General features: G+C 73.4%; 13 protein-coding genes. 10 read left to right on the top strand and 3 right to left on the bottom strand.

The annotated features are described in order from the left end of the window. Positions 1–46 precede the first annotated feature (46 nt). Both V1L54_RS17565 and V1L54_RS17560 read right to left on the bottom strand, forming a co-directional pair. Positions 47–490: a DoxX family protein gene (locus tag V1L54_RS17565; protein WP_330118976.1), complete on the bottom strand. Its 444-nt coding sequence runs from the start codon at positions 488–490 to the stop codon at positions 47–49. A 44-nt stretch (positions 491–534) separates the two neighbouring features. Then, the gene (locus V1L54_RS17560; RefSeq protein ID WP_330118975.1) at positions 535–1,530 is read right to left on the bottom strand and encodes a glycoside hydrolase family 6 protein; all 996 of its coding nucleotides are present in this window, start codon (positions 1,528–1,530) and stop codon (positions 535–537) included. 947 nt (positions 1,531–2,477) lie between these two features. On the opposite strand from V1L54_RS17560, the gene V1L54_RS17555 reads away from it, so the two are divergent. The 9 genes from V1L54_RS17555 (at position 2,478) to V1L54_RS17515 (ending at position 14,089) form a co-directional block, all read left to right on the top strand. Continuing rightward, positions 2,478–3,998, top strand: coding sequence for a GntP family permease (locus V1L54_RS17555; RefSeq protein ID WP_330118974.1), 1,521 nt, complete (start codon positions 2,478–2,480; stop codon positions 3,996–3,998). 183 nt (positions 3,999–4,181) lie between these two features. Next, on the top strand, positions 4,182–6,608 hold the full coding sequence (locus V1L54_RS17550) for an ATP-binding SpoIIE family protein phosphatase (protein ID WP_330118973.1): 2,427 nt from the start codon (positions 4,182–4,184) through the stop codon (positions 6,606–6,608). A gap of 111 nt (positions 6,609–6,719) precedes the next feature. Continuing rightward, a complete protein-coding gene (locus V1L54_RS17545) occupies positions 6,720–7,352 on the top strand; it encodes a pentapeptide repeat-containing protein (RefSeq protein ID WP_330118972.1) in 633 nt (210 codons plus the stop codon). 127 nt (positions 7,353–7,479) lie between these two features. Beyond that, positions 7,480–8,451 (top strand): zinc-binding dehydrogenase, encoded by a 972-nt coding sequence (locus tag V1L54_RS17540; RefSeq protein ID WP_330118971.1) that lies wholly within the window; start codon positions 7,480–7,482, stop codon positions 8,449–8,451. 195 nt (positions 8,452–8,646) lie between these two features. After that, entirely contained in the window at positions 8,647–9,837 is a 1,191-nt protein-coding gene (locus tag V1L54_RS17535; RefSeq protein ID WP_330118970.1) for a CPBP family glutamic-type intramembrane protease, read from the top strand. A 328-nt stretch (positions 9,838–10,165) separates the two neighbouring features. After that, positions 10,166–11,878: an aa3-type cytochrome oxidase subunit I gene (ctaD, locus tag V1L54_RS17530; protein WP_330118969.1), complete on the top strand. Its 1,713-nt coding sequence runs from the start codon at positions 10,166–10,168 to the stop codon at positions 11,876–11,878. A 114-nt stretch (positions 11,879–11,992) separates the two neighbouring features. After that, on the top strand, positions 11,993–12,412 hold the full coding sequence (locus tag V1L54_RS17525) for a DUF2795 domain-containing protein (protein ID WP_330118968.1): 420 nt from the start codon (positions 11,993–11,995) through the stop codon (positions 12,410–12,412). Positions 12,413–12,585: 173 nt separating this feature from the next. Further along, positions 12,586–13,470, top strand: a complete 885-nt coding sequence (locus tag V1L54_RS17520; RefSeq protein ID WP_330118967.1) for an SDR family oxidoreductase — start codon at positions 12,586–12,588, stop codon at positions 13,468–13,470. A 169-nt stretch (positions 13,471–13,639) separates the two neighbouring features. After that, positions 13,640–14,089 carry an SRPBCC family protein gene (locus tag V1L54_RS17515; protein WP_330118966.1) on the top strand — a complete coding sequence of 150 codons (450 nt, stop codon included), beginning with the start codon at positions 13,640–13,642 and terminating at the stop codon, positions 14,087–14,089. 201 nt (positions 14,090–14,290) lie between these two features. Here the strand turns inward: V1L54_RS17515 and V1L54_RS17510 are convergent, their stop codons facing one another. Beyond that, entirely contained in the window at positions 14,291–18,826 is a 4,536-nt protein-coding gene (locus V1L54_RS17510) for a cation-translocating P-type ATPase (RefSeq protein ID WP_330118965.1), read from the bottom strand. A gap of 393 nt (positions 18,827–19,219) precedes the next feature. Between V1L54_RS17510 and V1L54_RS17505 the strand changes: the two genes are divergently transcribed. After that, complete coding sequence (locus V1L54_RS17505; protein WP_330118964.1) at positions 19,220–21,808, top strand: ATP-dependent Clp protease ATP-binding subunit; 2,589 nt, start codon at positions 19,220–19,222, stop codon at positions 21,806–21,808. The last annotated feature ends 44 nt before the right edge of the window (positions 21,809–21,852 follow it).

Below are 21,852 nucleotides of genomic sequence, written 5' to 3'. Positions count from 1 at the left end.
TCCGCCCCGCACCCGCCGGCCCGGCACCGACTGCCATCCCGGTCCCTCAGACCGCGGTGGCCCTGATCTCCTCACCGCGGGCCGCGTTCTGCGGCGTGCGCGCGAACAGCGAGCCCAGCGCCCAGGCGCCGGGGCCGACGAAGGCGATCAGGAGGAAGGCCCAGCAGAACATCGCGGCCGCCTCCCCGCCGTTCTGGATGGGGAAGAGCGCCTCCGACTGGTGCTTGACGAAGTAGGCGTACGCCATCGAACCGGAGCAGATCACCGCGGAGGCCCGGGTGCCGAGGCCGAGCATCACCAGCACGCCGCCGACGAGCTGGATGGCCGCCGCCCACCAGCTGGGCCACTGGCCGACCTCGGGGACCTTCCCGCCGTGCGGGCCGCCGAGCACGTTGAACAGCGTCGCGGCACCGTGGCAGGCGAACAGCAGCCCCACCACCATGCGATAGACGCCGAGCACCTGGTCCTTGTACCTGTCAGCCGTTCCCATGAGGTGTCCCCTCTCTGCGGTTGCCTGGAGTCCTGTGCCGCTGTTCACGGGGCGTTCACCCCGGGGGCCGCCGCCGTCGCCATGTCGTAGGCGAGCTGCGGCAGGAACTGCCCGGCCGGTCCCGCGCAGCCGTCCGCCTCGCCGGGGAGCTTGACCCACAGGAAGGCGTCGATCCGGTCGTCACCGGTCTGGTCGGTGGTGGGGGTGCCGATCGCCCGGCCGGGCGGGTCGCACCACTCCCCGTCGAAGGCGGGACCGTTGCCGTTGCGGCTGGTGTCGACCACCGCGTTCAGCTCCGGGGAGCCGATCGCGTCCAGGACCGCCTTGGCGTAGGCCACCTCGTCCTGGGTGCGGTTGTAGTTGGAGACGTTGGTGGAGATGCCGTCGGCGCTGTCGGTGATGCCCGACGCGACCAGCCGGGAGGCCATCTCGGCCGGCTGGAGCCAGCGCGAGTGCGCGGCGTCGAAGTACACCTTCGCCTCGGCGGAGGCGGCCTTGAGGGCCCGGCCCGCGTAGGCCATCGACTCCTGGGTCTGGGCCTGCTGGTCGGGGCTCTGGCAGTTGGACATCAGCGCCAGCACGTCAGGCTCGACGACGACGGCCGCCGGACGGCCCTCCAGTCCGGCGGCGAGCTCGTCGATCCACTGCCGGTACGCGGAATGGCTGGGCGCGCCGCCGCTGCTGGCACCGCCGCAGTCGCGGTTGGGCATGTTGTAGACCACCAGGATCGGGACCTTGCCCGCCTGGGCGGCGGCCGTGACGAGCGCGTTCACCTCGGCACGGACCTCACCGGTGTTGGTCGTGGTGAACCACTGGCCCTGGGGCACGGCGGCGATCCGGTCACGGATCGTGTCGGCCCGTGAGTCGCTGGGGTTGGCCAGCGCCCAGCGGGCGGCCTGTGTGTCGGGGTTGACGTAGTACGGCGAGTCGGCCGCCTGCGCGGCGGTCCCCGGTAACAGCATCGCCGTGGCGGCGGCCGCCGTCGTGGCTGCCGCCAGCGCGAGCACCCGACTCGCCCGGGGGAGGATCTTGCGGAGCATGCGTACTCCTCGGTGGGGGTCACTGACCGTCGCCACAGGGCGACACAACGCGCCTCCGGGCCCCGCCCCGGCCCTTCGTCCGCCGACGTGGACAGTGGGGGTGTCCATGTCATGCGAGGAGCCGGGGCGGCGACCGGGAGGCCCGGGGGCACGCCCGCCGGATCAGTGGTGCGGGGCCGCAGTGGACGCCGACCGTCGGCCACCGACCACCGATCCGGAGTGTGTGATCTGGAACACATAATGGGAGCGCTCCCATAGAGAGTAGCCGCACTGGATGCGTCGTCAAGAGGAACCGACCGGTAGATGAACACCAGACGTCCCGCCGCACAGGCGTCTGACCGCGCCGGGAGACGTTCGCAGCCGGAGATCCGTCCCGCGAGGCTCACCCCTCTCTCCATGGGAGCGCTTCCAGGAAGGATCTCCGGGAAGGACGCACCGACCGGACGGGCCGGGCGCGGGCGGGGGACGCACCGCCGCCCCCGAAACAGGGAGGGGAAATTCCCCCGGAAAGGAGACGATTCCCTCCCACTCCCCCCCGGCGGTCACGGGCAGGTCACCCGGTCCCCGGCCACCCGCGGTATTCGATTCCGCTCCCGGAATCACGGGTCGTCCGGCGGTTCGGATTTTCCGGCCCGTTCCCCGGGCGAGATGAGCCGGCGGCGGAGGAATTTCCCCGGCCGCCCTCCGCCGGCCCCGTGTCCGGACCGGCCGCTCCCACCGCGGAACCGGTGCCCACCTGCCGCTTCCCGGCATCCCGGCATCCGGCGGACGGCGACGCGGCGGGAGCCGCCGGCCGCGCGCCGGACACCGCGTTTCCCTCACCGCCCTTGTAATGGGGAATACGGCCGGTGCAGGGTGGCCGTCACCGCTGACCGTCGCCGGCCTTCCGGCCGGATTTCTCGCCGATTCCGGGTACAGGAACCACACTCGGACATGGAGGTTGATTCGTGGAAGCAATCGATCCCGCGTACGGCACGGCCGTACTGCTGCTGATCGCGGCAGGTGCCGTGGCCCTGCTGCTGTTCCTGATCATCAAGGTGAAACTGCACGCCTTCGTGTCGCTGGTGCTGGTGAGCGCGGTGACCGCGCTCGTGGTCGGCTTCCCGCTGGCCGACATCCCCGACGTGCTGATGTTCGGTTTCGCCGACACCATCGGATCGGTCGCCCTGCTGGTGGCGTTCGGCGTGATGCTCGGCCGCCTGCTGGAGATCACCGGCGGCGCCCAGGTCCTGGCCGACACCCTGATCGGCCGGTTCGGGGAGCGCCGCGCGCCCCTGGCCCTCGGGGTGGCCGCGCTCATCTTCGGCTTCCCGATCTTCTTCGACGCCGGCCTGGTGGTGTTCCTGCCCATCATCCTGACCGTGGCCCGGCGCTTCGGCGGCTCCCTGCTGCTCTACGCCCTGCCCGCGGCCGGTGCCTTCGCGGCCATGCACGCCATCGTCCCGCCCCACCCGGGACCGGTCGCCGCCGCCGAGGTGCTCGGCGCGGACATCGGGCTCACCCTGCTGGTCGGCATCCCCGTCGCGGTGGTGGCGTGGTACGTCGGTGTCCTGCTGGTCTCCCGCTTCCTCGGCGCCCGTATCCAGGTGTCCCTGCCCGACGTGGTCTTCGGTGAGGTGCGGGACGACCGCGGCCGCGCCGCCGGGGACCGGGAGGGCGGCGGTGACGGCGGTGACGGCGACCGCGCGGAAGGCGGCACCGGAGACGGTGACGGTGACGGCGGGGCGAACGAGCGGAGCGGAGCGGCCCGCGCGATCGAGACCGGCGAACGGCTCGGCGAACGGCCCCCCGCCTTCGGCACGGTCCTGGGGCTGCTGCTGGTGCCGCTGGTCCTGATCTCCTTCGACACCGTCCTGAGCACGCTCGTCACCGCCGGCGCCATCGACGAGGGCGAGGACTGGGCCGAGTTCCTGAGCCTGCTGGGCTTCACCCCGGTGGCCCTGCTGATCACCGTGGTCGTCGCCATCCTGGTGCTGGGGCGGCCCCGTACCTCGATGGGCCGGGTCAGCGACATCGTCGACGGCGCCCTGGGGCCGATCTGCTCCATCATCCTGATCACCGGCGCGGGCGGCATGTTCGGCGGTGTGCTGGAACTCTCCGGGATCGGCACCGCCCTCAGCGACTCCCTGTCCGGTCTGGGCATGTCACTGATCGTCCAGGCGTTCGTGATCGCCACCCTGCTGCGCGTCGCCCAGGGCTCGGCCACGGTCGCCCTGACCACCGCCTCCGGACTGCTCGCCGGCTCGGCGGCGGAGGCCGGTCTGGGCGATTTCCAGCTCACCCTGCTGGTGATGGCCATCGCGGCGGGAGCCACCGTGCTGTCCCATGTGAACGACTCGGGTTTCTGGCTGGTGAGCCGCTTCTTCGGGATGGACGTCAAGACGACCCTGAAGACCTGGACGGTGATGGAGACGACCCTCGGTCTGTCGGTGTTCCTGATCGCGCTCGGCCTGTGGGTGGTCGCATGACTTCTCCCCGGAGCACCCCGAACGCCCCGCCGGAGCCCTCGCATGGTTTCCGCCCGGTGAGGGGGGTACACGCTCCTTCTCCGGTACGACCCCGGCACGCCCCCGGCGCCGCCATGCGTACGGGCTCCGGTCGGGGTTGAATGGCCGGGAACAGCGTTGCACTTCCCGGATCGAGGCAACCGAGTGAATCCGACCAGGCACCCCTCCGACGCGGCGCCCTCGCCCGGCGGTGCGGTCGCGTTCGTGCTGGACGGAGAGGGGACCGTGCTGCAGTGCACGGGCACCGTACTTGACCTGACCGGCTACTCCGACGACGAGGTCCGCGGCCGGCCCGCCGCGGACCTCGTCGTCGGTCCGGCGCCGTGGAGCAGACCGCCCGGCGGCGCCCCCGCGGGGCCGTGGACGGTCCGCACCGTCCTGCGCCACCGGAACGGCACACCGGTCCAGGTGGACGCCGAGGTGCTGCCGCTGTCCGACGGTCCCGAGGCGCGGTTCCTGCTCTGCGCCACCCCCTCGGCCGTCGGACAGCGCTGGACCGAGGACCGGGCGCTGATCCGTGCCCTGTTCAACCAGTCCCGCATCGGACTGAGCATCCACGGCACCGATCTGGTGGCGGTCCGCACCAACCTCAGCCCCGAGTGCTTCGGCGTCCCCGGGGCCGTCCCCGGGGACCGGCCGCCGCGCGTGACGCTGGAGGAGGCCCTGGTCCCGGAGGACGCCGCGGCGGTCCGGGAACGGCTGCGGCTGGTGCTGGACACCGGCGAGCCGCTGATCGACTGGGAGCACTCGGCACGGCGGCTGCACTTCCCCGAGCGGGAGCGCGTGCTGTCCCTGTCCGCCTTCCGGCTCCAGGACTCCCGGGACCGGGTCATCGGGGTCGCCGTGGTCTACACCGACGTCACCGAGCAGTTCGCCGCCCGGCGGCGGCTGGCGCTCCTGCACGCCGCCGCCACCCGGCTGGGCCAGACGCTGGACCTCACCCGCAACGCCGAGGAACTGGTGCGGATCCTCGTGCCGGGCTTCGCCGACCTGGCGTCCGTGGACCTGGTCGAGGCGATGTTCCAGGGGCAGGAACCGAAGCTCTTCGCCACCGGGGTCCGGCAGCGCCGGACCGCGGTGGCCTCGGCCGACGGTGTCTGGCCGGCCGGGATGTACCCGCGCGGGCACGTGTTCACCGCCCGGGAGACCGAGGACAGGCTGATGCCCGGGACGGGGTCCATCCTCCTGCCCGACCTGCGCCGGGCGGAGCGGATCGTCGGCATCGACGAGAGCTGGCGCCGGCTGGCGTTCCCGGAGACGGCGTCCTCGGCGCTGATCGTCCCGCTGTGGGCCCGGGGCCATGTACTGGGCGTCCTGGGGCTGTGGCGCACCGGCGACCGCCTCCCCTTCGCCGAGGGCGACGTGCCGCTGGTCGAGGAGATCGCCTCCCGGGCCGCGCTGAGCCTGGAGAACGCCCGGCGCTACACCGCCGAGCTGCGCACCGTCGAGAGCCTCCAGCGCAGCCTGCTCCCCCCGGAGGGCGCGGACCTCAGCGCGGCCGAGTCGGCGGGCACCTACATTCCGGCCGGCACCGCGGCGGGGGTCGGCGGCTCCTGGTACGACGTGATCCCGCTGTCCTCCGCGCGGGTCGCCTTCGTCATCGGCGACGTGGCCGGACACGGGCTGGCCGCCACCGCCACCATGGGCCGGCTGCGCACCGCCGTGCAGACCCTGGCCGACCTGGACCTCTCCCCCGAGGAACTCCTCACCCATCTGGACGACCTCGTCGTCCGCCTCTCCGCCACCGAACCGCAGCCGGACCGGATGGACGGCGACGGGGGCGGCGTCCTCGGCGCGACCTGCCTGTACTGCGTCTACGACCCGATCACCGGCCGGTGCGTCATGGCCAGCGCCGGACATCCACCGCCCGTCGTGACCGGTGCGGAAGGACGGACCCACTGCGTGGACCTCAAACCGGGTCCGGCCCTGGGCGTGAGCGGCATGCCCTTCGAACCCGTCGAACTGCATCTCGTCCCGGGCAGTGTGCTGGCCTTCTACACCAACGAGCTGGTGGCCCATCACCAGGGCGCCGGGCAGGACCAGATGAGGCTGCTGCGCACGGGCATGGACGCCGCCGTGTCGAACCCCGGCTCCCCTGCGGACATCGGGCGGGCCGTACTGGACCACGTGCTGACCGAGCCCCCGGCCGACGACGTGGCCCTGCTGGTGGCCCGGGTGCGGGCCCTGCCCGAGGACGCCACCGCCGCCTGGCGGTTCACCGCCGACCCCACCGTCGTCGCCCGGGCCCGCCAACTGGCCACCGACCGGCTCACCGACTGGGGACTGGAGGACCTGACCTTCACCACCGAACTCATCGTCAGCGAGCTGGTCACCAACGCCGTCCGCTACGCCGGCTCACCCGTCGAACTGCGCCTGATCCGCGACAGGACACTGATCTGCGAGGTCTCCGACCCCAGCCAGACCCAGCCCCACCTGCGCCGCGCCCGCCTCACCGACGAGGGCGGCCGCGGCCTGTTCCTCGTCGCCCAGCTCGCCCACCGCTGGGGCAGCCGCTACACCGCCTCCGGCAAGACCATCTGGACCGAACAGCCCGTCCCGGAAGCGTTCTGACACCCGGCCGCTGCGGGCGGCCGGCGGCGGACGTGCCGGGCGGCTCCCCGGACGTCCGTCTTCCGGAATGACGGTACGTCAGTATCCGTGACACGGTGTTGAATTGGGGACATGACAAGCGACCGCACCCACCCGTGTCCCGGCCCCTTCCCCGGCTCCACGGCGGACCGGACGGTCCGGGAGGAGAGCTGGTACGGCCGCGTCCTGTCGGACCGGCACGTCCACACCGGGCACACGTTCTCCGGCACGGACTGGACGGAGGTGGTGAACCGGGGCGCCGTCTTCGACGGGTGCGTCTTCACGGGGGTGCGCTTCAACGGCTCCCGGCACACCGGTGCGGTGTTCACCGACTGCGTCTTCCACCGGTGCGCCTTCTTCGACGTCGGCTTCACCGACTGCACGCTGCGCGGCAGTACGTTCCACCGGTCGACGTTCACCCTGCTGGAGGTGGTGCGCGGCGACTGGTCGTCCGTCGGCCTGCCGGGAGCGGATCTGCGCGGGGCGTCCTTATGCGATGTCGGGATGAGCCGGGCCGACCTGACCGGCGCCCGGCTGGAGGACGCGGTCGTACGGGGAACGGATCTGTCCGGGGCGGTGCTGCACGGTGCCCGGCTGGAGGGTGCCGATCTGCGCGGCAGTGAGCTGCCCGTCCTGGACCCGGCGGCCGTGCGGCTGACGGGGGCCCGGATAGACGCGGTACAGGCCGCCGCCGTCGCCGAGTCACTGGGGCTGCGGATCCGCTGAGAGCCCGCCGGCGGCCCGCCTCCCCGCCGCGGCGGGTGAGGAAAACGGGGCCCGGGTCCGTAGAGCGCTGTGGGAACGGATCCCGCGGCGGCCGGGGGCCGCCGCAGCTGCAGGAGGAGTCCACGGCATGCGCGCTGTCCGGGTCGCCGAGTTCGGTCCGCCCGAGGTACTGCGGGTGGCGGAGGTGCCGGAGCCGGTACCGGGCCACGGCGAGGTGCTGATCGACGTGGCCGCGGCCGGCGTCCAGTTCGTCGAGACACTGGTGCGGGCGGGGCGGTCGGCCGCCGTGCCCCGCCCGTACACGCCCGGCCGGGATGTCGCGGGAGTGGTCCGCGCGGTGGGACCCGGCGTGGATCCCGCGCTGGTGGGCGCGCGGGTCTCCGGCCAGACGGCGAGTTCCGGCGGAGGGTACGCGGAGCGCGCGGTCCTGCCCCGCCACTCGCTGCACCCGCTGCCCGGGAGCGTGTCGCTCCGCGACGCCGTCTGCCTGCTGGGCCCGGGACTCACCGCGGCGAGCCTGGTGGAGGCCGCCCGGGTGCGCGCCGGGGAGACCGTCCTGGTGGAGGCTGCGGCGGGCGGGGTCGGCAGTCTGCTGGTGCAGTTGGCGAAGATCGCCGGGGCGCGGGTGATCGGGGCGGCACGGGGCCGGAAGAAGCTGGCGCTCGCCGAGGAGCTGGGCGCGGACGCCACGGTGGACTACGGCGTGGACGGCTGGGCCGACCGGGCGCGGCGGGCCGCGGGCGGGCGCGGGGTGGACGTGGTGTGGGACTCGGTGGGCGGCGCGGTCGGCCGCCGGGCCGTGGAGACCCTCGCCCCGGGCGGCCGGTTCGTCGTCTACGGCATCGCCTCGGGCAGCGGTACCGAGATCCCCGGTGCCCTGGTCTACGGGCGGGGTCTGACCGTCATCGGCTACGGCGCCGGCAACCCCGTCATCGACCACTCACGGCGCCACGCGCTCCAGGCCCATGCCCTGGCCGAGGCCGCCGTGGGGCGGCTCAGACCTATCGTCGGGCAGTGCTTCCCGCTGGAGGAGGCCCCGCGGGCGCACGAGGCGCTCACCGCCCGCGCGACCGTGGGCAAGGTACTTCTCGTTCCCTAGCACCGCACCCGGCACCCGGCACCCGGGTCCCGGGCCCGTGGGCAGGGAACGGCGGCCGCCCGTTGTCACCCGTTGTGTTCCGGCATGTGCCGAAAGCGCCGTCAGAGGTGTCGGCGGCGTGTGACCGGCTATCCGGAAGAAGAGGCACCGAAGCACCGGAACGCCGATGCGCCGACGTATGAGAGGGCAGCCACCATGGCTCACCGCCCGCCACACACCACAGCCGCCCACCGGATCGCCGGGCCGCCGGACCGGCCGCCACCGGACGGACGGCGGCGGGCGGCACGCGATCTGCGGTGGCTGCTCCTGGTGACCTGCGCCGTGCCGGTGGCGGGGTCGGCGGCCGACTTCGCGCTGCTGGCCGGCGCGCCGGCGGACGGCTGGTCCGGCGCGGTGCTCCCCTGGCTCCGGCTGCTCTGCTCGCTGGCCACCGGCTGCTGGCTGGCGCGTCTGGTGGCGGACCGCACCGGGGCGCGCCCGGCCCGCCGCCCCGGACAGGCTCCGGAACGGGGGCGCGGACGGGGACGGGGACAGGGACAGGGACAGGGACAGGGACAGCTGCGGACGGTGCTCGCCCTGACCGCGCTCGCCTGCGCCGCCCGGTTCGCGGACCTGATACGGGCCGGTGAGGCGCAGAGCGCGGTGGGCGGCGTGGCCACCACCGTCCTGCTGGCCTGGCTCTGCGGGGAACTGGCCGTCTCGCACGGTGCGGGATGGCGGGGGCTGGGGGTGGCTCCCTCCGGCGCCCGCACCCCCCAGGGGCGGCTGACGGCCGTACTGGTCTTCGGGGCCGTGTTCGTCCTCGCCTACACCACGGTCGTCTGGATGGCCCATCTCCGGATGAGCCTCCCGGCGGCCGCCCCCTGGCTGCCGGTGCTGCACGAGGCGCAGAGTTCGGCGCTGGGCTGGCGCGGTCCGGCGGACATGGTGGCCAACGTCCTGTTCACCGGCATCGCCGAGGAGATGGTGCTGGTCGGCGCCGTCGTCGTGCTGGGCCGCGCCGCGGGCCGGCCGCTGTGGGCCCTGTGCGCGCTCAGTCTGCTGCTGCGGGTGGCGGGACACCTGTACCTGGGGGTGCCCGGGGTGGCACTCGTCCTGCTGGGGGCCTGCTCACTCTTCCTGTACCTGCACCGCGGCCGGCTCGTCCCGCTGGTCGCCGGGCACATCGCCTACGACCTGGCGGCGACCCTCGCGCCCTCTCCCGAGGCGCTGAACACCTGGGTCCTGGGCGTTCTGCTGGGGACCGGCGCGGCGTTCGCCGCCTGGCTCCACTGGTTCGCGCCCGCCGGGTCCGGGACGGCACGGTCCCGGCCGCGGGGCCGGTCACACGGCCGGGAGAGCGCCGGGCGGCCCCCGCGTCCCGCCCGCACCGGAGGGCTCCGCTGACGTGCCGTCCGACATGCCCGGCCGGGAACCGGGGGTTTCGGGCCCCGTCTCCGGGGCACTCCGCACTGCCGGTCCGGCCCGCCGCGGGCCCTGAGGGACTGTCACGACGGGGCGATACCGCCGGTCGGTGGACACGGAGGCGATGCCGTTGCCGTCGGCGGCCGGTACGCGTATGACGGAAGACAACAAAGGTGGCATTCGTTTCGTAAACCCCCGAGGGACCAGGCACCAGCGGGCCCGTCCGCCAGGAGCGGACGGGCAAGCGCGCGCCGGGCGGGGAAACGCTCCGGCCTCGGCCGGAGCCGGTGGGGCGAGAGGACGCGGGTCAATGACGGTACAGACAGAGCAGCCTGAGCAGGAGGAAACGCGCAGGCGGCACCGGGGCGCGGTGGTGGTCGGCTGGCTGACCACCACCGACCACAAGAAGATCGGTTCCCTCTACATCGCCTCCTCGTTCGTCTTCTTCACATTCGGCGGGCTGCTGGCCCTGCTGGTCCGGGCCGAGCTGGCCCGCCCGGGCACGCAGATCCTCAGCAACTACCAGTACAACCAGGCGTTCACGATGCACGGCCTGATCATGCTGCTGATCTTCGCCACTCCGATGTTCGCCGGTTTCGCGAACTGGATCATGCCGCTGCAGATCGGTGCGCCCGATGTGGCGTTCCCGCGGCTGAACATGCTCGCCTACTGGCTGTACCTCTTCGGCTCGCTGATCGCGCTCAGCTCCTTCCTCACCCCCGACGGCTCCGCCGACTTCGGCTGGACGATGTATCCACCGCTGTCCGACGACACCCGTACTCCACAGGTGGGCGGCGATCTGGTGATCATGGGGCTGGCGCTGTCCGGTTTCGGCACGATCCTCGGCGCGGTCAACTTCATCACCACGATCATCTGCATGCGCGCGCCCGGCATGACGATGTTCCGGATGCCGATCTTCACCTGGAACGTGCTGCTGACCAGCGTGCTGGTGCTGCTCGCCTTCCCGGTGCTGGCCGCCGCGCTGCTGGCGCTGCAGTCGGACCGCACGTTCCAGTCGCACATCTTCGACCCGTCCAACGGCGGGCCGATCCTCTTCCAGCATCTGTTCTGGTTCTTCGGCCATCCCGAGGTCTACATTCTCGCGCTGCCGTTCTTCGGCATCATCACCGAGATCGTCCCGGTCTTCAGCCGCAAGCCGATCTTCGGTTACATCGGCCTGATCGGCGCGACCATCGCCATCGGGGGCCTGTCGATCACCGTGTGGGCACACCACATGTTCGCCACCGGAGCGGTGCTGCTGCCGTTCTTCGCCTTCATGTCGTTCCTGATCGCGGTGCCCACCGGGGTGAAGTTCTTCAACTGGATCGGCACGATGTGGAAGGGCTCGCTGTCCTTCGAGACACCGATGCTGTGGGCGCTCGGCTTCCTGACCACCTTCCTGTTCGGCGGTCTGACCGGTGTCATCCTGGCCTCCCCGCCGCTGGACTGGCACGTGCACGACAGCTACTTCGTGGTGGCGCACTTCCACTACGTGCTCTTCGGCACGGTGGTCTTCGCGATGTTCGCCGGCTTCCACTTCTGGTGGCCGAAGTTCACCGGGAAGATGCTCGACGAGCGGCTCGGCAAGATCACCTTCTGGACGCTGTTCGTCGGCTTCCACACCACCTTCCTGGTACAGCACTGGCTGGGCGCCGAGGGCATGCCGCGCCGGTACGCCGACTACCTGGCGGCCGACGGCTTCACCGCCCTGAACACCGTCTCCACCATCGGGTCCTTCCTGCTCGGCCTGTCGATGCTGCCCTTCTGGTACAACGTCTGGAAGACGGCCAAGTACGCGCCGAAGATCGAGGTGGACGATCCCTGGGGCTACGGCCGCTCGCTGGAGTGGGCCACCTCCTGCCCGCCGCCGCGGCACAACTTCGTCACTCTCCCGAAGATCCGCTCCGAGTCCCCCGCGTTCGACCTGCACCACCCGGACGTCGCCGCCATCGACCAGGCCGAGAACGTCGGACGCCGGGACATCGCCGATGTCTCACCGGAGCGGAAGGGCGACATGGGGTGACCGTCCCGTAGATCGCAAAACCTCACCAAACGGTGTAATAGCGACGCTCCAGGGAAGACGGCCGAACGTGGGCACGCGCCCGCCCGCACTGTCTGGACCCTTTGGGAGGACGACATGGCCACGCACGGGAAGAACAAGACGGGTTCCGTCCGGGACGACGAGCTCAAGCAGGAGATGGAGGGCGAGCTGCGCGCGGGCCGGTCGACCCGTATGGAGGAGGAGCACGAACTCCAGCCCTCCGGCGAGGACCAGCCGGATGTGGACCGGGCCCCCAACACCACGCTCACCGGCGGTACCCCGCCGGGGATGAACCAGAACGACGTCGAGGTGCGCAGTGAACTGGCCCGGCACCTGGGCAAGGAGATCTACCCGGCCGACCGCGACACCATCCTGGAGACGCTGCGCCAGAACAACGCGCCCGACCGCCTGGTGGACCTGGCCGGAAGGCTGCCCGCCGGGCAGGAGTTCCAGAACGTCCAGGACATCGTCCAGGTGCTCGGCCTGGGCGTCGAGGACGTCACCCACCGCACCTGACACCGGCGACGGCGCCGCCGGCGCCCGGACGGCACCCGTCCGGAGCCCCCGGGGGCTCCGGACGGGTGCCCGTCTGCGGACGGCCGGGGGCACGGCGGGACGGACACGGACACGGACACGGCGCAGGAAACGGCGACGGAGACAGGACAGGAAGAGGGAGAAGAAGAGCAGACATGAGCGACCAGGAGCAGCAGGACCCCACTCGGCTCCACCCGCGGCCGGAACTCCCCCAGCAGGACCAGCCGCACCCCGGGCTGACCGACCGGATGGACCCGGAGCCCGACCACGGCGAGTCGTCCTACCGGGGCAGCGGCCGGCTGACGGACCGCAAGACGGTCATCACCGGCGGCGACTCGGGCATCGGCCGCGCCGTGGCCCTCGCCTTCGCCCGGGAGGGCGCCGACGTGCTGTTCACCTATCTCGCCGAGGAGGAGCAGGACGCCCGCGAGACGGCCCGGCTGGTCGAGGAGGCCGGGCGCAAGGCGGTGCCCCTGCTCTGCGACATCCGCGAGGAGTCCGAGTGCCGCCGGGTGGTGGACCGGGCGGTGGCGGAGTTCGACCGCATCGACGTCCTGGTGAACAACGCGGCCTTCCAGATGGCGCAGTCCGAGGGCATCGAGGGCATCAGCACCGAGCAGTTCGACCGGACGCTGCGCACCAACCTCTACGGGATGTTCTGGCTGTGCAAGCTGTCCCTGCCGCACATCCCGGCGGGCGGCAGCATCATCAACACCACCTCGGTGCAGGCCTACAAGGCCAGTCCGCACCTGCTCGACTACGCCACCACCAAGGGCGCCATCGTCACCTTCACCCACGGTCTCGCCCAGAACCTCGCCGAGCGGGGCATCCGCGTCAACGCCGTGGCACCCGGGCCGGTGTGGACCCCGCTGATCCCCGCGACGCTGCCCGACACCTCGGAGTTCGGCGGGAACGTTCCGCTGGGCCGGCCCGCGCAGCCTGCCGAGATGGCTCCCGCGTACGTCTTCCTCGCCTCCCAGGAGGCGAGTTACATCACCGCCGAGGTCGTCAACGCCACCGGGGGCACTCCCCTGCCGTGACCCGGCGCTCCCGGTGACCCCGGGACCCCGGAGGAGAGGGGGCGGGTCCGGTTCGCCGGTCCGGCCCCCTTTCACCCTTTCGCCCGAATGGCCGCCCTGCCGCCGGGTACGCGGAAAGTGACGAACGGACCGCGCACAGCGGTCATCGCAGTCGAGAGAAGGGATGCGGATGTCCACCGTCGAGGAGTCGATCGAGGTTCGCGTTCCGGTGCGCACCGCGTACGACCAGTGGACGCAGTTCGAGACCTTCCCGGAGTTCATGGAGGGTGTCGAGCGCGTCGAGCAGAAGACCGACACGCTGACCCACTGGGTGACGAAGGTCGCCGGAGCCGAGCGGGAGTTCGATGCCCGCATCACCGAGCAGATCCCTGACGAGCGGGTGGCCTGGACGACGGTCGGGGGCGAGGCCAAGCAGGCCGGTGTGGTCACCTTCCACCGCCTGGACGACACCCACACCAAGGTGATGCTCCAGATGGAGCACGAGCCCGAGGGCGCGGCGGACACCGTGGGCGACAAGCTCGGCGTGGTCCGGCACCGTGTCAAGGGCGACCTGAAGCGCTTCAAGGAGTTCATCGAGGAGCGGGGCACCGAGACGGGTGCCTGGCGCGGCCGGGTCTGACCCGGTCCCGTACGACCGGATGCCCCGGCGCGGGACTCCTCCTCCCTCACCCCCTTCCGTCCCGTTCGGGTAATCCCACCGCGGCCCGCGGACGCACCGGCGTCCGCGGGCCGCGGCGTCGTGCCGCTCATCCGCACAGCCGTCCGCCCCCGCCGTGGCACGGCGGGGGCGGACGACGGCACCCGTGGGACTCCGGCGGGGTCACTCCCCCGCGGCGGCGGCCTTCTCCGGCTCCCGCGGCTCCTCCGGCGCCGACTCGTCCGGCCGCTCCGCGGCGGCGGCGTCCGGGCCCGTGCCCTCCCCCGACTCCGCCGCCAGCCGGCGCACCAGCGGGGTGGCGGCGGCCCCCAACAGGGTGGCCGTGGTGATCGAGCTCAGCGTGATGCCCCAGGCCACCGGGCCCAGCGGGGTGCAGCCGAAGAACTGGCTGACCCCGGGTGTCTGGATCACGCCCATCAGGACGGCGGCCGAACCGAGCCCGGCGAGCAGCACGTTGCGGTCCAGTCCGCCGGTCAGCAGCGTCTGGGCGAGCTGGGTGCCGACCACCGACGCCAGGGCCACCGTGCTCGCCCGGCGGCCCCTGCCGGTGAGCCGGGCGGCGCCCCAGGCCAGTCCCGCCCCCAGCGTGGTGGTGGCGCCGCGCAGCAGCACCTCCTGGGTCAGCCCCGAGCCCAGGGACCGGTCGGGTCCCTCGCTCAGCAGCCGCTCGCTGTCCTCCACCGCCGGTTCGCGCACCGCGATGGCCAGGGCCGGGGCGAGGTCGGTGAGCAGGTTGACGAGCATGATCTGCCGAGCGTTCAGGGGCGAGCTGCCGGTCAGGGCGGCGGCCAGCACACTGAAGGCGACCTCGCCGAGGTTGCCGCCGACGAGGATGGCCAGCGCGTCACGGACCGACCCCCACATCGCCCGGCCCTCCAGCAGCGCGGCGATGATCGTCTCCAGCCGGTCGTCGCTGACCACCAGGTCGGCCGCGGCGGTCGCGGCGGGGGTGCCGCGCCGCCCCAGGGCGATGCCCACGTCCGCCAGCCGGATCGCGGGGGCGTCGTTGGCGCCGTCGCCGGTCATCGCCACCACCCGGCCGATGCGCTGGTACGCCTGGACGATGCGGACCTTGTGGTGCGGGCTGCACCGGGCGATGACGTCCAGGGTGGGCAGCAGCTCGTCCAGCGCGTCGTCGTCCAGCTCGTCGATCTCGGCGCCCGTGCACACCTTCTGGTCGGGATCGTCGCTGACGGTCGCCGCGATGGCGTCGGCGGTGGCGGGGTGGTCGCCGGTGAGCATGACGGTCTGCACACCGGCCGCGCGCAGCCGCGCGGTGGCCGGGGCGGCGCTGGAGCGCACCGGGTCGGCGAGGGTGACGAAGCCGAGGAAGGTCAGGCCGGTGACGGTCTCGTCGGTGAGATCGGCGTCCGCTGCGTTTCCGGTGTTCTCGCGCAGCCGCCGCTCGGCGACCGCCAGTACCCGGCGCCCGGCTCCGGCGAGCTCCTCGGCCGTGGCGGTCAGCCGCTTCCGGGCGGCGTCGTCCAGCTCGTCCTCCCGCGATCCGCCGCGCCACCGGGAACAGCGCTCCAGGACGTTCTCGGGTGCTCCCTTGACGCTGAGCAGCGCTCCGCGGGAGGTGCGGCCCACGGTGGCGTGGTAGGCACGGGAGGACTCGAACGGCAGGGAGTCGGTGCGCCGCCACTGCGAGGCGCCCTGGCGTACGCCCACCTTCGCGCGCCGGGCCCCGGTCACCACGGCCTGGTCGGTCTGGTGCTCCAGGGGCTCGGAGGTACGGGCGGGCGGGGTGGCCCGCAGGGCCGCGGCCAGGATGTCCTTGGCGCGCCCGTCGAGCCTGTCCACCGGCAGGTCGCGGGCGCCGTCGCTGACGCTGGCCAGCCGCAGCTCCCCCTCGGTGAGGGTGCCGGTCTTGTCGAAGCACAGCACGTCGGCGCGGCCGAGCGCCTCGATGGTGCGGGGGTTGCGCACCAGGGCGCCGTGGTCGGCCAGCCGCCGGGCGGCGGCCAGCTGTGCGGCGCTGACCAGGAACGGCAGCCCCTCTGGCACCGAGGCGACGGCCAGGTTCACCGCGGAGGCGAGGGTGTCGGCCAGCGGGCGGCCGTGCAGCAGCCCGGCCCCGGCGACCGCGGCGGCCGAGCCGAGCGCCAGCGGCAGACTGGTCTTCGTCAGCTCGTGCAGCCGGGACTCCACCCCGGTGGCGGGTGCCTTCTGACGGGCGGTGGCCAGACTGCGGCCGACCTCGGTGGCCGATCCGGTGGCCACCACCACGGCCACCGCGGTGCCCGCCGAGACGGTGGTGCCCTCGTAGAGCATGGAGCGGCGGTCGGCGATCTGGGTGGCGACCACCGGTGCCGGGTCCTTGGCCACCGGCAGCGACTCGCCCGTCAGGGAGGACTCGTCGACCTCCAGCCCGTCGGCCCGCAGCAGCCGGCAGTCCGCGGGGACCACCTCCTGGGAGCGCAGTACGACCACGTCCCCCGGCACCAGGTCGCCGGCGGCGACCAGACGCTCGGTGCCGCCCCGCCGCACCCGGGCGCCGATCGCGGAACGGGCGAACAGCTCCGCCAGCGCCCGGTCGGTCCGCACCCGCTGGACACCGCCCACCAGGGCGGACAGGCCGGTGATCCCGGCCACCAGGGCGGCGTCGGTGCGCGAGCCCACGGCCGCCGACAGGGCGGCACCCGCCGCGAGCACCGGGGTGAGGGGATTGGCCAGCTCCTCCACGAACGCCGCCGGCAGGCTGATCCGCGTCGGCTCCTCGGCGGTGGTGCTCCTGGCGGCGCGTTCCTCGGCCTCCGGCCGGCTCAGCCCCTCCTCCGTGCTGCCCAGCCGCTCCAGGACCCGCTCGGCGGGCATCAGGTGCCAGGGCGTGGTCTCCACCGGCGGGGTGACGGGCCTGGACAGCAGCTGACGGGCGCGCCAGGTGCCCAGGGCGAACGCCGCGGTCCCGGCGGTGGTACCGGCCGCCGCGCCCCGGGCGGTGGCCTGCCACGGGAGCGCCTGGAGGGCGGCGACCGCGCCGACCCCGCTGCCGCCCGCGGCCAGGATCCTGCTGTCCCGGTCCACCTGGGCGGCCACCCCCACCGCGTCCACGACGAGGCCGGCCGCCTCCAGATCCGTGCCCACCAGCAGGTGCGCGCCCCAGGGCGCCGGATCGCCCTCCGGGTGCACCCCGATCCCGCAGTCGGCGGCGGCCAGCGCACGGCGGTCGCCCGACAGCAGCAGCACCGCCGCGCCCTCCGCCTGCAGTGCGCGCACGGAACGCGCCAGCCGGTCCCCGCCGGGAACGACGGTGTCGGCGAAGCCGAACAGCGGTTCCGGCCGGTCGCTGGCGAGGACCACCCGCGCCCCCGCGCGGCGGGCGGCGGCGGCCACCGCGTCCGCACCCGGGGCCTTCTGCCGGGCCAGCCCCGCCACGGCCAGCAGCCGTCGTCCCCGGGCCAGGCCCAGTACGCGCTCACTGCCCTGCTTCCGCAGCCGCCGCGCGGCCTGTGCGCCCTTGCGGCCGCTCAGCTCCAGTTCCTCCAGCGGCCCCAGGACCCAGCCGTCCGCACGGTGCACGGTCCCGGTGTGCTCGGGGACGAAGAGGGCGAAGAGCCGCCGGGCCGTCTCCTCGGGATCGGCGCCCTCCAGCGGGACCAGATCGGTCAGTTCGTGGCGGCTGCCGCTCAGGGCCTCCTCGTCCAGCAGGACCGTGTCCAGCTGGCCCAGCCGCCGCAGTACCCCCCGGTCCATGACCGTGGTGCCCTTGAGCGCCAGGGCACGGCCGAGTGTGGTCGCGAAGCCCTCCCGGCCCGCGTCCGGCGCCTTGGGCACGGCGGCGAGCGCCACCGCCAGTCCGCGCCGCGGTCCGGCGAACGGCACCGCCGCGGCCCCGGCCAGCGCTCCCAGGGACATCGACCGCTCGGTGTGGTGGTCGACGGCGTCACCGGGATCGCGGCCGACTCGTTCCTCCGCCTCGGCGGGATCGGTCGCCACGTCCTCGGGACCGCGCACCAGCCGCGGCTCGGCCTCCTCCCAGGCCGCGCGGTGCGCGTCCGCCTCCCGCCACTGGGCCAGCCGCTGTACGACGTCCAGCGCGAGTCCGCCACCGCGCGTGGCCAGTCCCTGGGCCAGCGCGCTGACCACCGGCAGCAGCGACTCGGCCTGCTCCGGCCCGTGCAGCCCCTTGGTGACCGCCTCCCGCAGCCGCGGGTGGCGGGTGACGGCGGAGGTGAGCGCCGCCACCTCCGGCGGCAGCGGCGTCCAGGGCGCCAGCCGGTTGACGGTGGACAGCCCCAGCCCCACCGCGTCGGCCACCAGGGCGGAGACCGACTGGCGGGTCCGCGGCCCCTCACAGGGGTGGTGCGGCTCCTGGCACCACTCCCCCTCCGCCTCCTCACAGGGAACCTGCCGTTCGGCCCGCTCCACCAGCGCGACCAGTTCGCGCTCGGGCGGCGGTGGCGTCCCCAGGCCCACCACCACCCGTCCCGAAGGGGCGTTCACCCGCGCCCAGTGCACCCGGGGGTGTCCCTCCAGGGCGCGTTCCACGCGCCGGGCCAGGAGCGCCCCGCCGGGATTGTGCACCCCGTGGACGGTGATGTAGCAGCGGCCCGGCCGGGACCACACCTCCCGCCGCGGCAACCCGGTGAGACCGCCCGCGAGCTGCCCGGCCAGCCGGCCCGCGGTGCCCACCGCCTCCCGCGCCCCCGTCGTCAGCCCGTCGGGAACCAGCCCGAACAGGGGCGGGACCGGCATACGCAGACCTGGCAGCATCGACATCGAGCACCGTGCCCTTCCAACCGCGGACCGATGGGACACCCGGCGGCCTCCGGCCGCGCGGGCGGCACACGCCGCCCCGGGCCCGGACACGGCTCCGCCGAGTGGTTACACGCTCCGGATAACCCCTCGGAACCACCTCACACCTGCCGGTCCGCTCCGGTGCCGCCCGTACCGCGAAGACCCCGGCCCGGTGGCTCCCCCGCGGGACCGGCGCGCGACGGGCCGCCCGGGTCCCATACGCACACAAACAGGCATCTTGGTGACGTGTCGCGGTGCGCGGAGCGGGAAACCCGGACCGCGTTACAGGCAGGCACACACTGCGGACACACCCGAGACAGCGGCCCGGTCCGGGCCGCCGGGAGGACATCGATGACCAGTGGGTACATGGGTCCCGAGGACTACGGCCGGGATCCGCTCGGAGACTTCCTCGCACGCTTCCTGGGTGCCCCGTCCTCCGGTGGGCGGCAGCCCGGCCCCCGGTACTTCGACTTCGTCCGGCTGATGAGCGAGCCCGCCCGGCAGCTCGTCACCGCCGCGGCCTCCTACGCGGCCAAGCACGGCAGCACCGACCTGAACACCGAGCACCTGCTGCGGGCGGCGCTCACCACCGAACCGACCCGCGCCATGGTCTCCCGCGCCGGCGGCGACCCCGACACGATCCTCGCCGAGATCGACCGGCGGGCCGGCGACGGACCGCCGCGCAACTCCATCGCCGTCAGTCCCGCCGTGAAGCGGGCCCTGATGGACGCCCACCAGGTCGCCCGGTCCGCGGGCGCCTCCTACATCGGACCCGAGCACATGCTGGTGGCGCTGGCCGCCAACCGGGACTCCGCCGCGGGGCAGATACTCAACGCCGCCCACTTCGACGCGCGCTCCGGGCTCCCGGAGAACTACCAGAGCGGCGGCCCGCCCCCGGGCGAGCACCCGCCCGCGCCCGGCCCGCACACCGCCCGGGGCGGCACGAACACCCCCAACCTCGACAGGTACGGCCGCGATCTGACCGAGCTGGCCCGCGAGGGCCGCATAGACCCGGTGATCGGCCGGGACGAGCAGATCGAGCAGACCGTCGAGATCCTGGCCCGGCGGGGCAAGAACAACCCCGTGCTGATCGGCGAGGCGGGGGTCGGCAAGACCGCCATCGTGGAGGGCCTGGCACAGCGCATCGCCGACGGCGACGTGCCGGACAACCTGCTGGGCCGCCGCGTCGTGCAGCTCGACCTCGGCGGCCTGGTCGCCGGCACCCGCTACCGGGGCGACTTCGAGGAACGGCTCACCGGCGTCATCGACGAGATCCGCGAGAACTCCGACGAGCTGCTCGTCTTCATCGACGAGCTGCACACGGTGGTGGGGGCCGGAGGTGGCGGCGAGAGCGGCTCGATGGACGCGAGCAACATGCTCAAACCGGCCCTGGCCCGCGGCGAGCTGCACGTCATCGGCGCCACCACGCTGGAGGAGCACCGCCGCCACATCGAGAAGGACGCCGCGCTGGCCCGCCGTTTCCAGCCCGTCCTGGTCCCCGAGCCCACCACCGCCGACGCCGTGGAGATCCTGCGGGGCCTGTGCGACCGGTACGAGGCGCACCACCAGGTCCGCTACAGCGACGAGGCGCTGCTGGCCGCCGTCGAACTGTCCGACCGCTATCTGACCGACCGCTTCCTGCCGGACAAGGCGATCGACCTGATGGACCAGGCCGGTGCCCGGGTACGGCTGCGCTCCTCCACCCGCGGCACCGGGCTGCGCGCGCTGGAGCGGGAGGCCGAGCAGCTGCGCCGGGACAAGGACCAGGCCGTGGCCGACGAGGACTACGAGCGGGCCAGGCAGCTGCGCGACCGGCTGTCCGAGGTGGAGCGCCAGATGGCGGAGGGGGACGGGAAACCGCCGGTGGGCGACCGCATCGCCGAGGTCGGCGTCGAGGACATCGCCGACATCGTCTCCCGGCAGACCGGCATCCCCGTCAGCAGTCTCACCCAGGAGGAGCGGGACCGGCTGCTGGGTCTGGAGGAGCATCTGCACCGCCGGGTGGTCGGCCAGGACGAGGCGGTCTCCGCCGTCGCCGACGCCGTGCTGCGCTCCCGCGCCGGGCTCTCCAGCCCGGACCGCCCGATCGGCAGCTTCCTCTTCCTGGGCCCCACCGGCGTCGGCAAGACCGAGCTGGCCCGCGCGCTGGCGGAGGCGTTGTTCGGCACGGACGACCGGATGGTCCGGCTGGACATGAGCGAGTACCAGGAGCGGCACACCGTCAGCCGGCTGGTCGGCGCTCCCCCCGGCTACGTCGGCCACGAGGAGGCCGGTCAGCTGACCGAGGCGGTGCGCCGCCACCCGTACTCGCTGCTGCTCCTGGACGAGGTGGAGAAGGCCCACCCGGACGTGTTCAACATCCTGCTCCAGGTTCTCGACGACGGGCGGCTGACGGACTCCCAGGGCCGCACGGTGGACTTCACCAACACGGTCGTCGTGATGACCAGCAACCTGGGTTCGGAGGCGGTCACCGGGCGCGGCGCGCTGGGTTTCACCCCCGGCGGCGCCGCGGGTGGCGAGGCCGACGAGGAGGCCCGCCGCGAACGGGTGCTGCGCCCGCTGCGGGAGCACTTCCGGCCGGAGTTCCTCAACCGGATCGACGAGGTCGTGGTCTTCCGGCAGCTCTCCGACCAGCAGCTGCGGCGGATCACCGACATGCTGCTGGACGAGACCCGGCGCCGGGTCCACGCCCAGGACGTGGAGATCGACTTCACGCCGCAGGCCGTCGACTGGCTGGCCCGGCACGGCTACCAGCCCGAGTACGGGGCCCGGCCGCTGCGCCGCACCATCCAGCGAGAGGTGGACAACCGGCTCTCCCGGATGCTGCTCGGCGGCGAGCTGGCCCCGCACACCCGGCTCCGGGTCGAGGTGACGGACGGGCGGCTGGTCTTCGAGCGGGACCCGGCCGCCACCGCGGCGGGCGGCGGCGAACGCGACTGAGCGCGCGGCAGGCGCGCGGGTTGTGTGTAGGTGCGGGGGCCCCC

The organism is Streptomyces rubellus (assembly GCF_036323805.1).
GTDB lineage: Bacteria > Actinomycetota > Actinomycetes > Streptomycetales > Streptomycetaceae > Streptomyces.
This window is presented reverse-complemented; position numbering and strand designations above follow the sequence as displayed.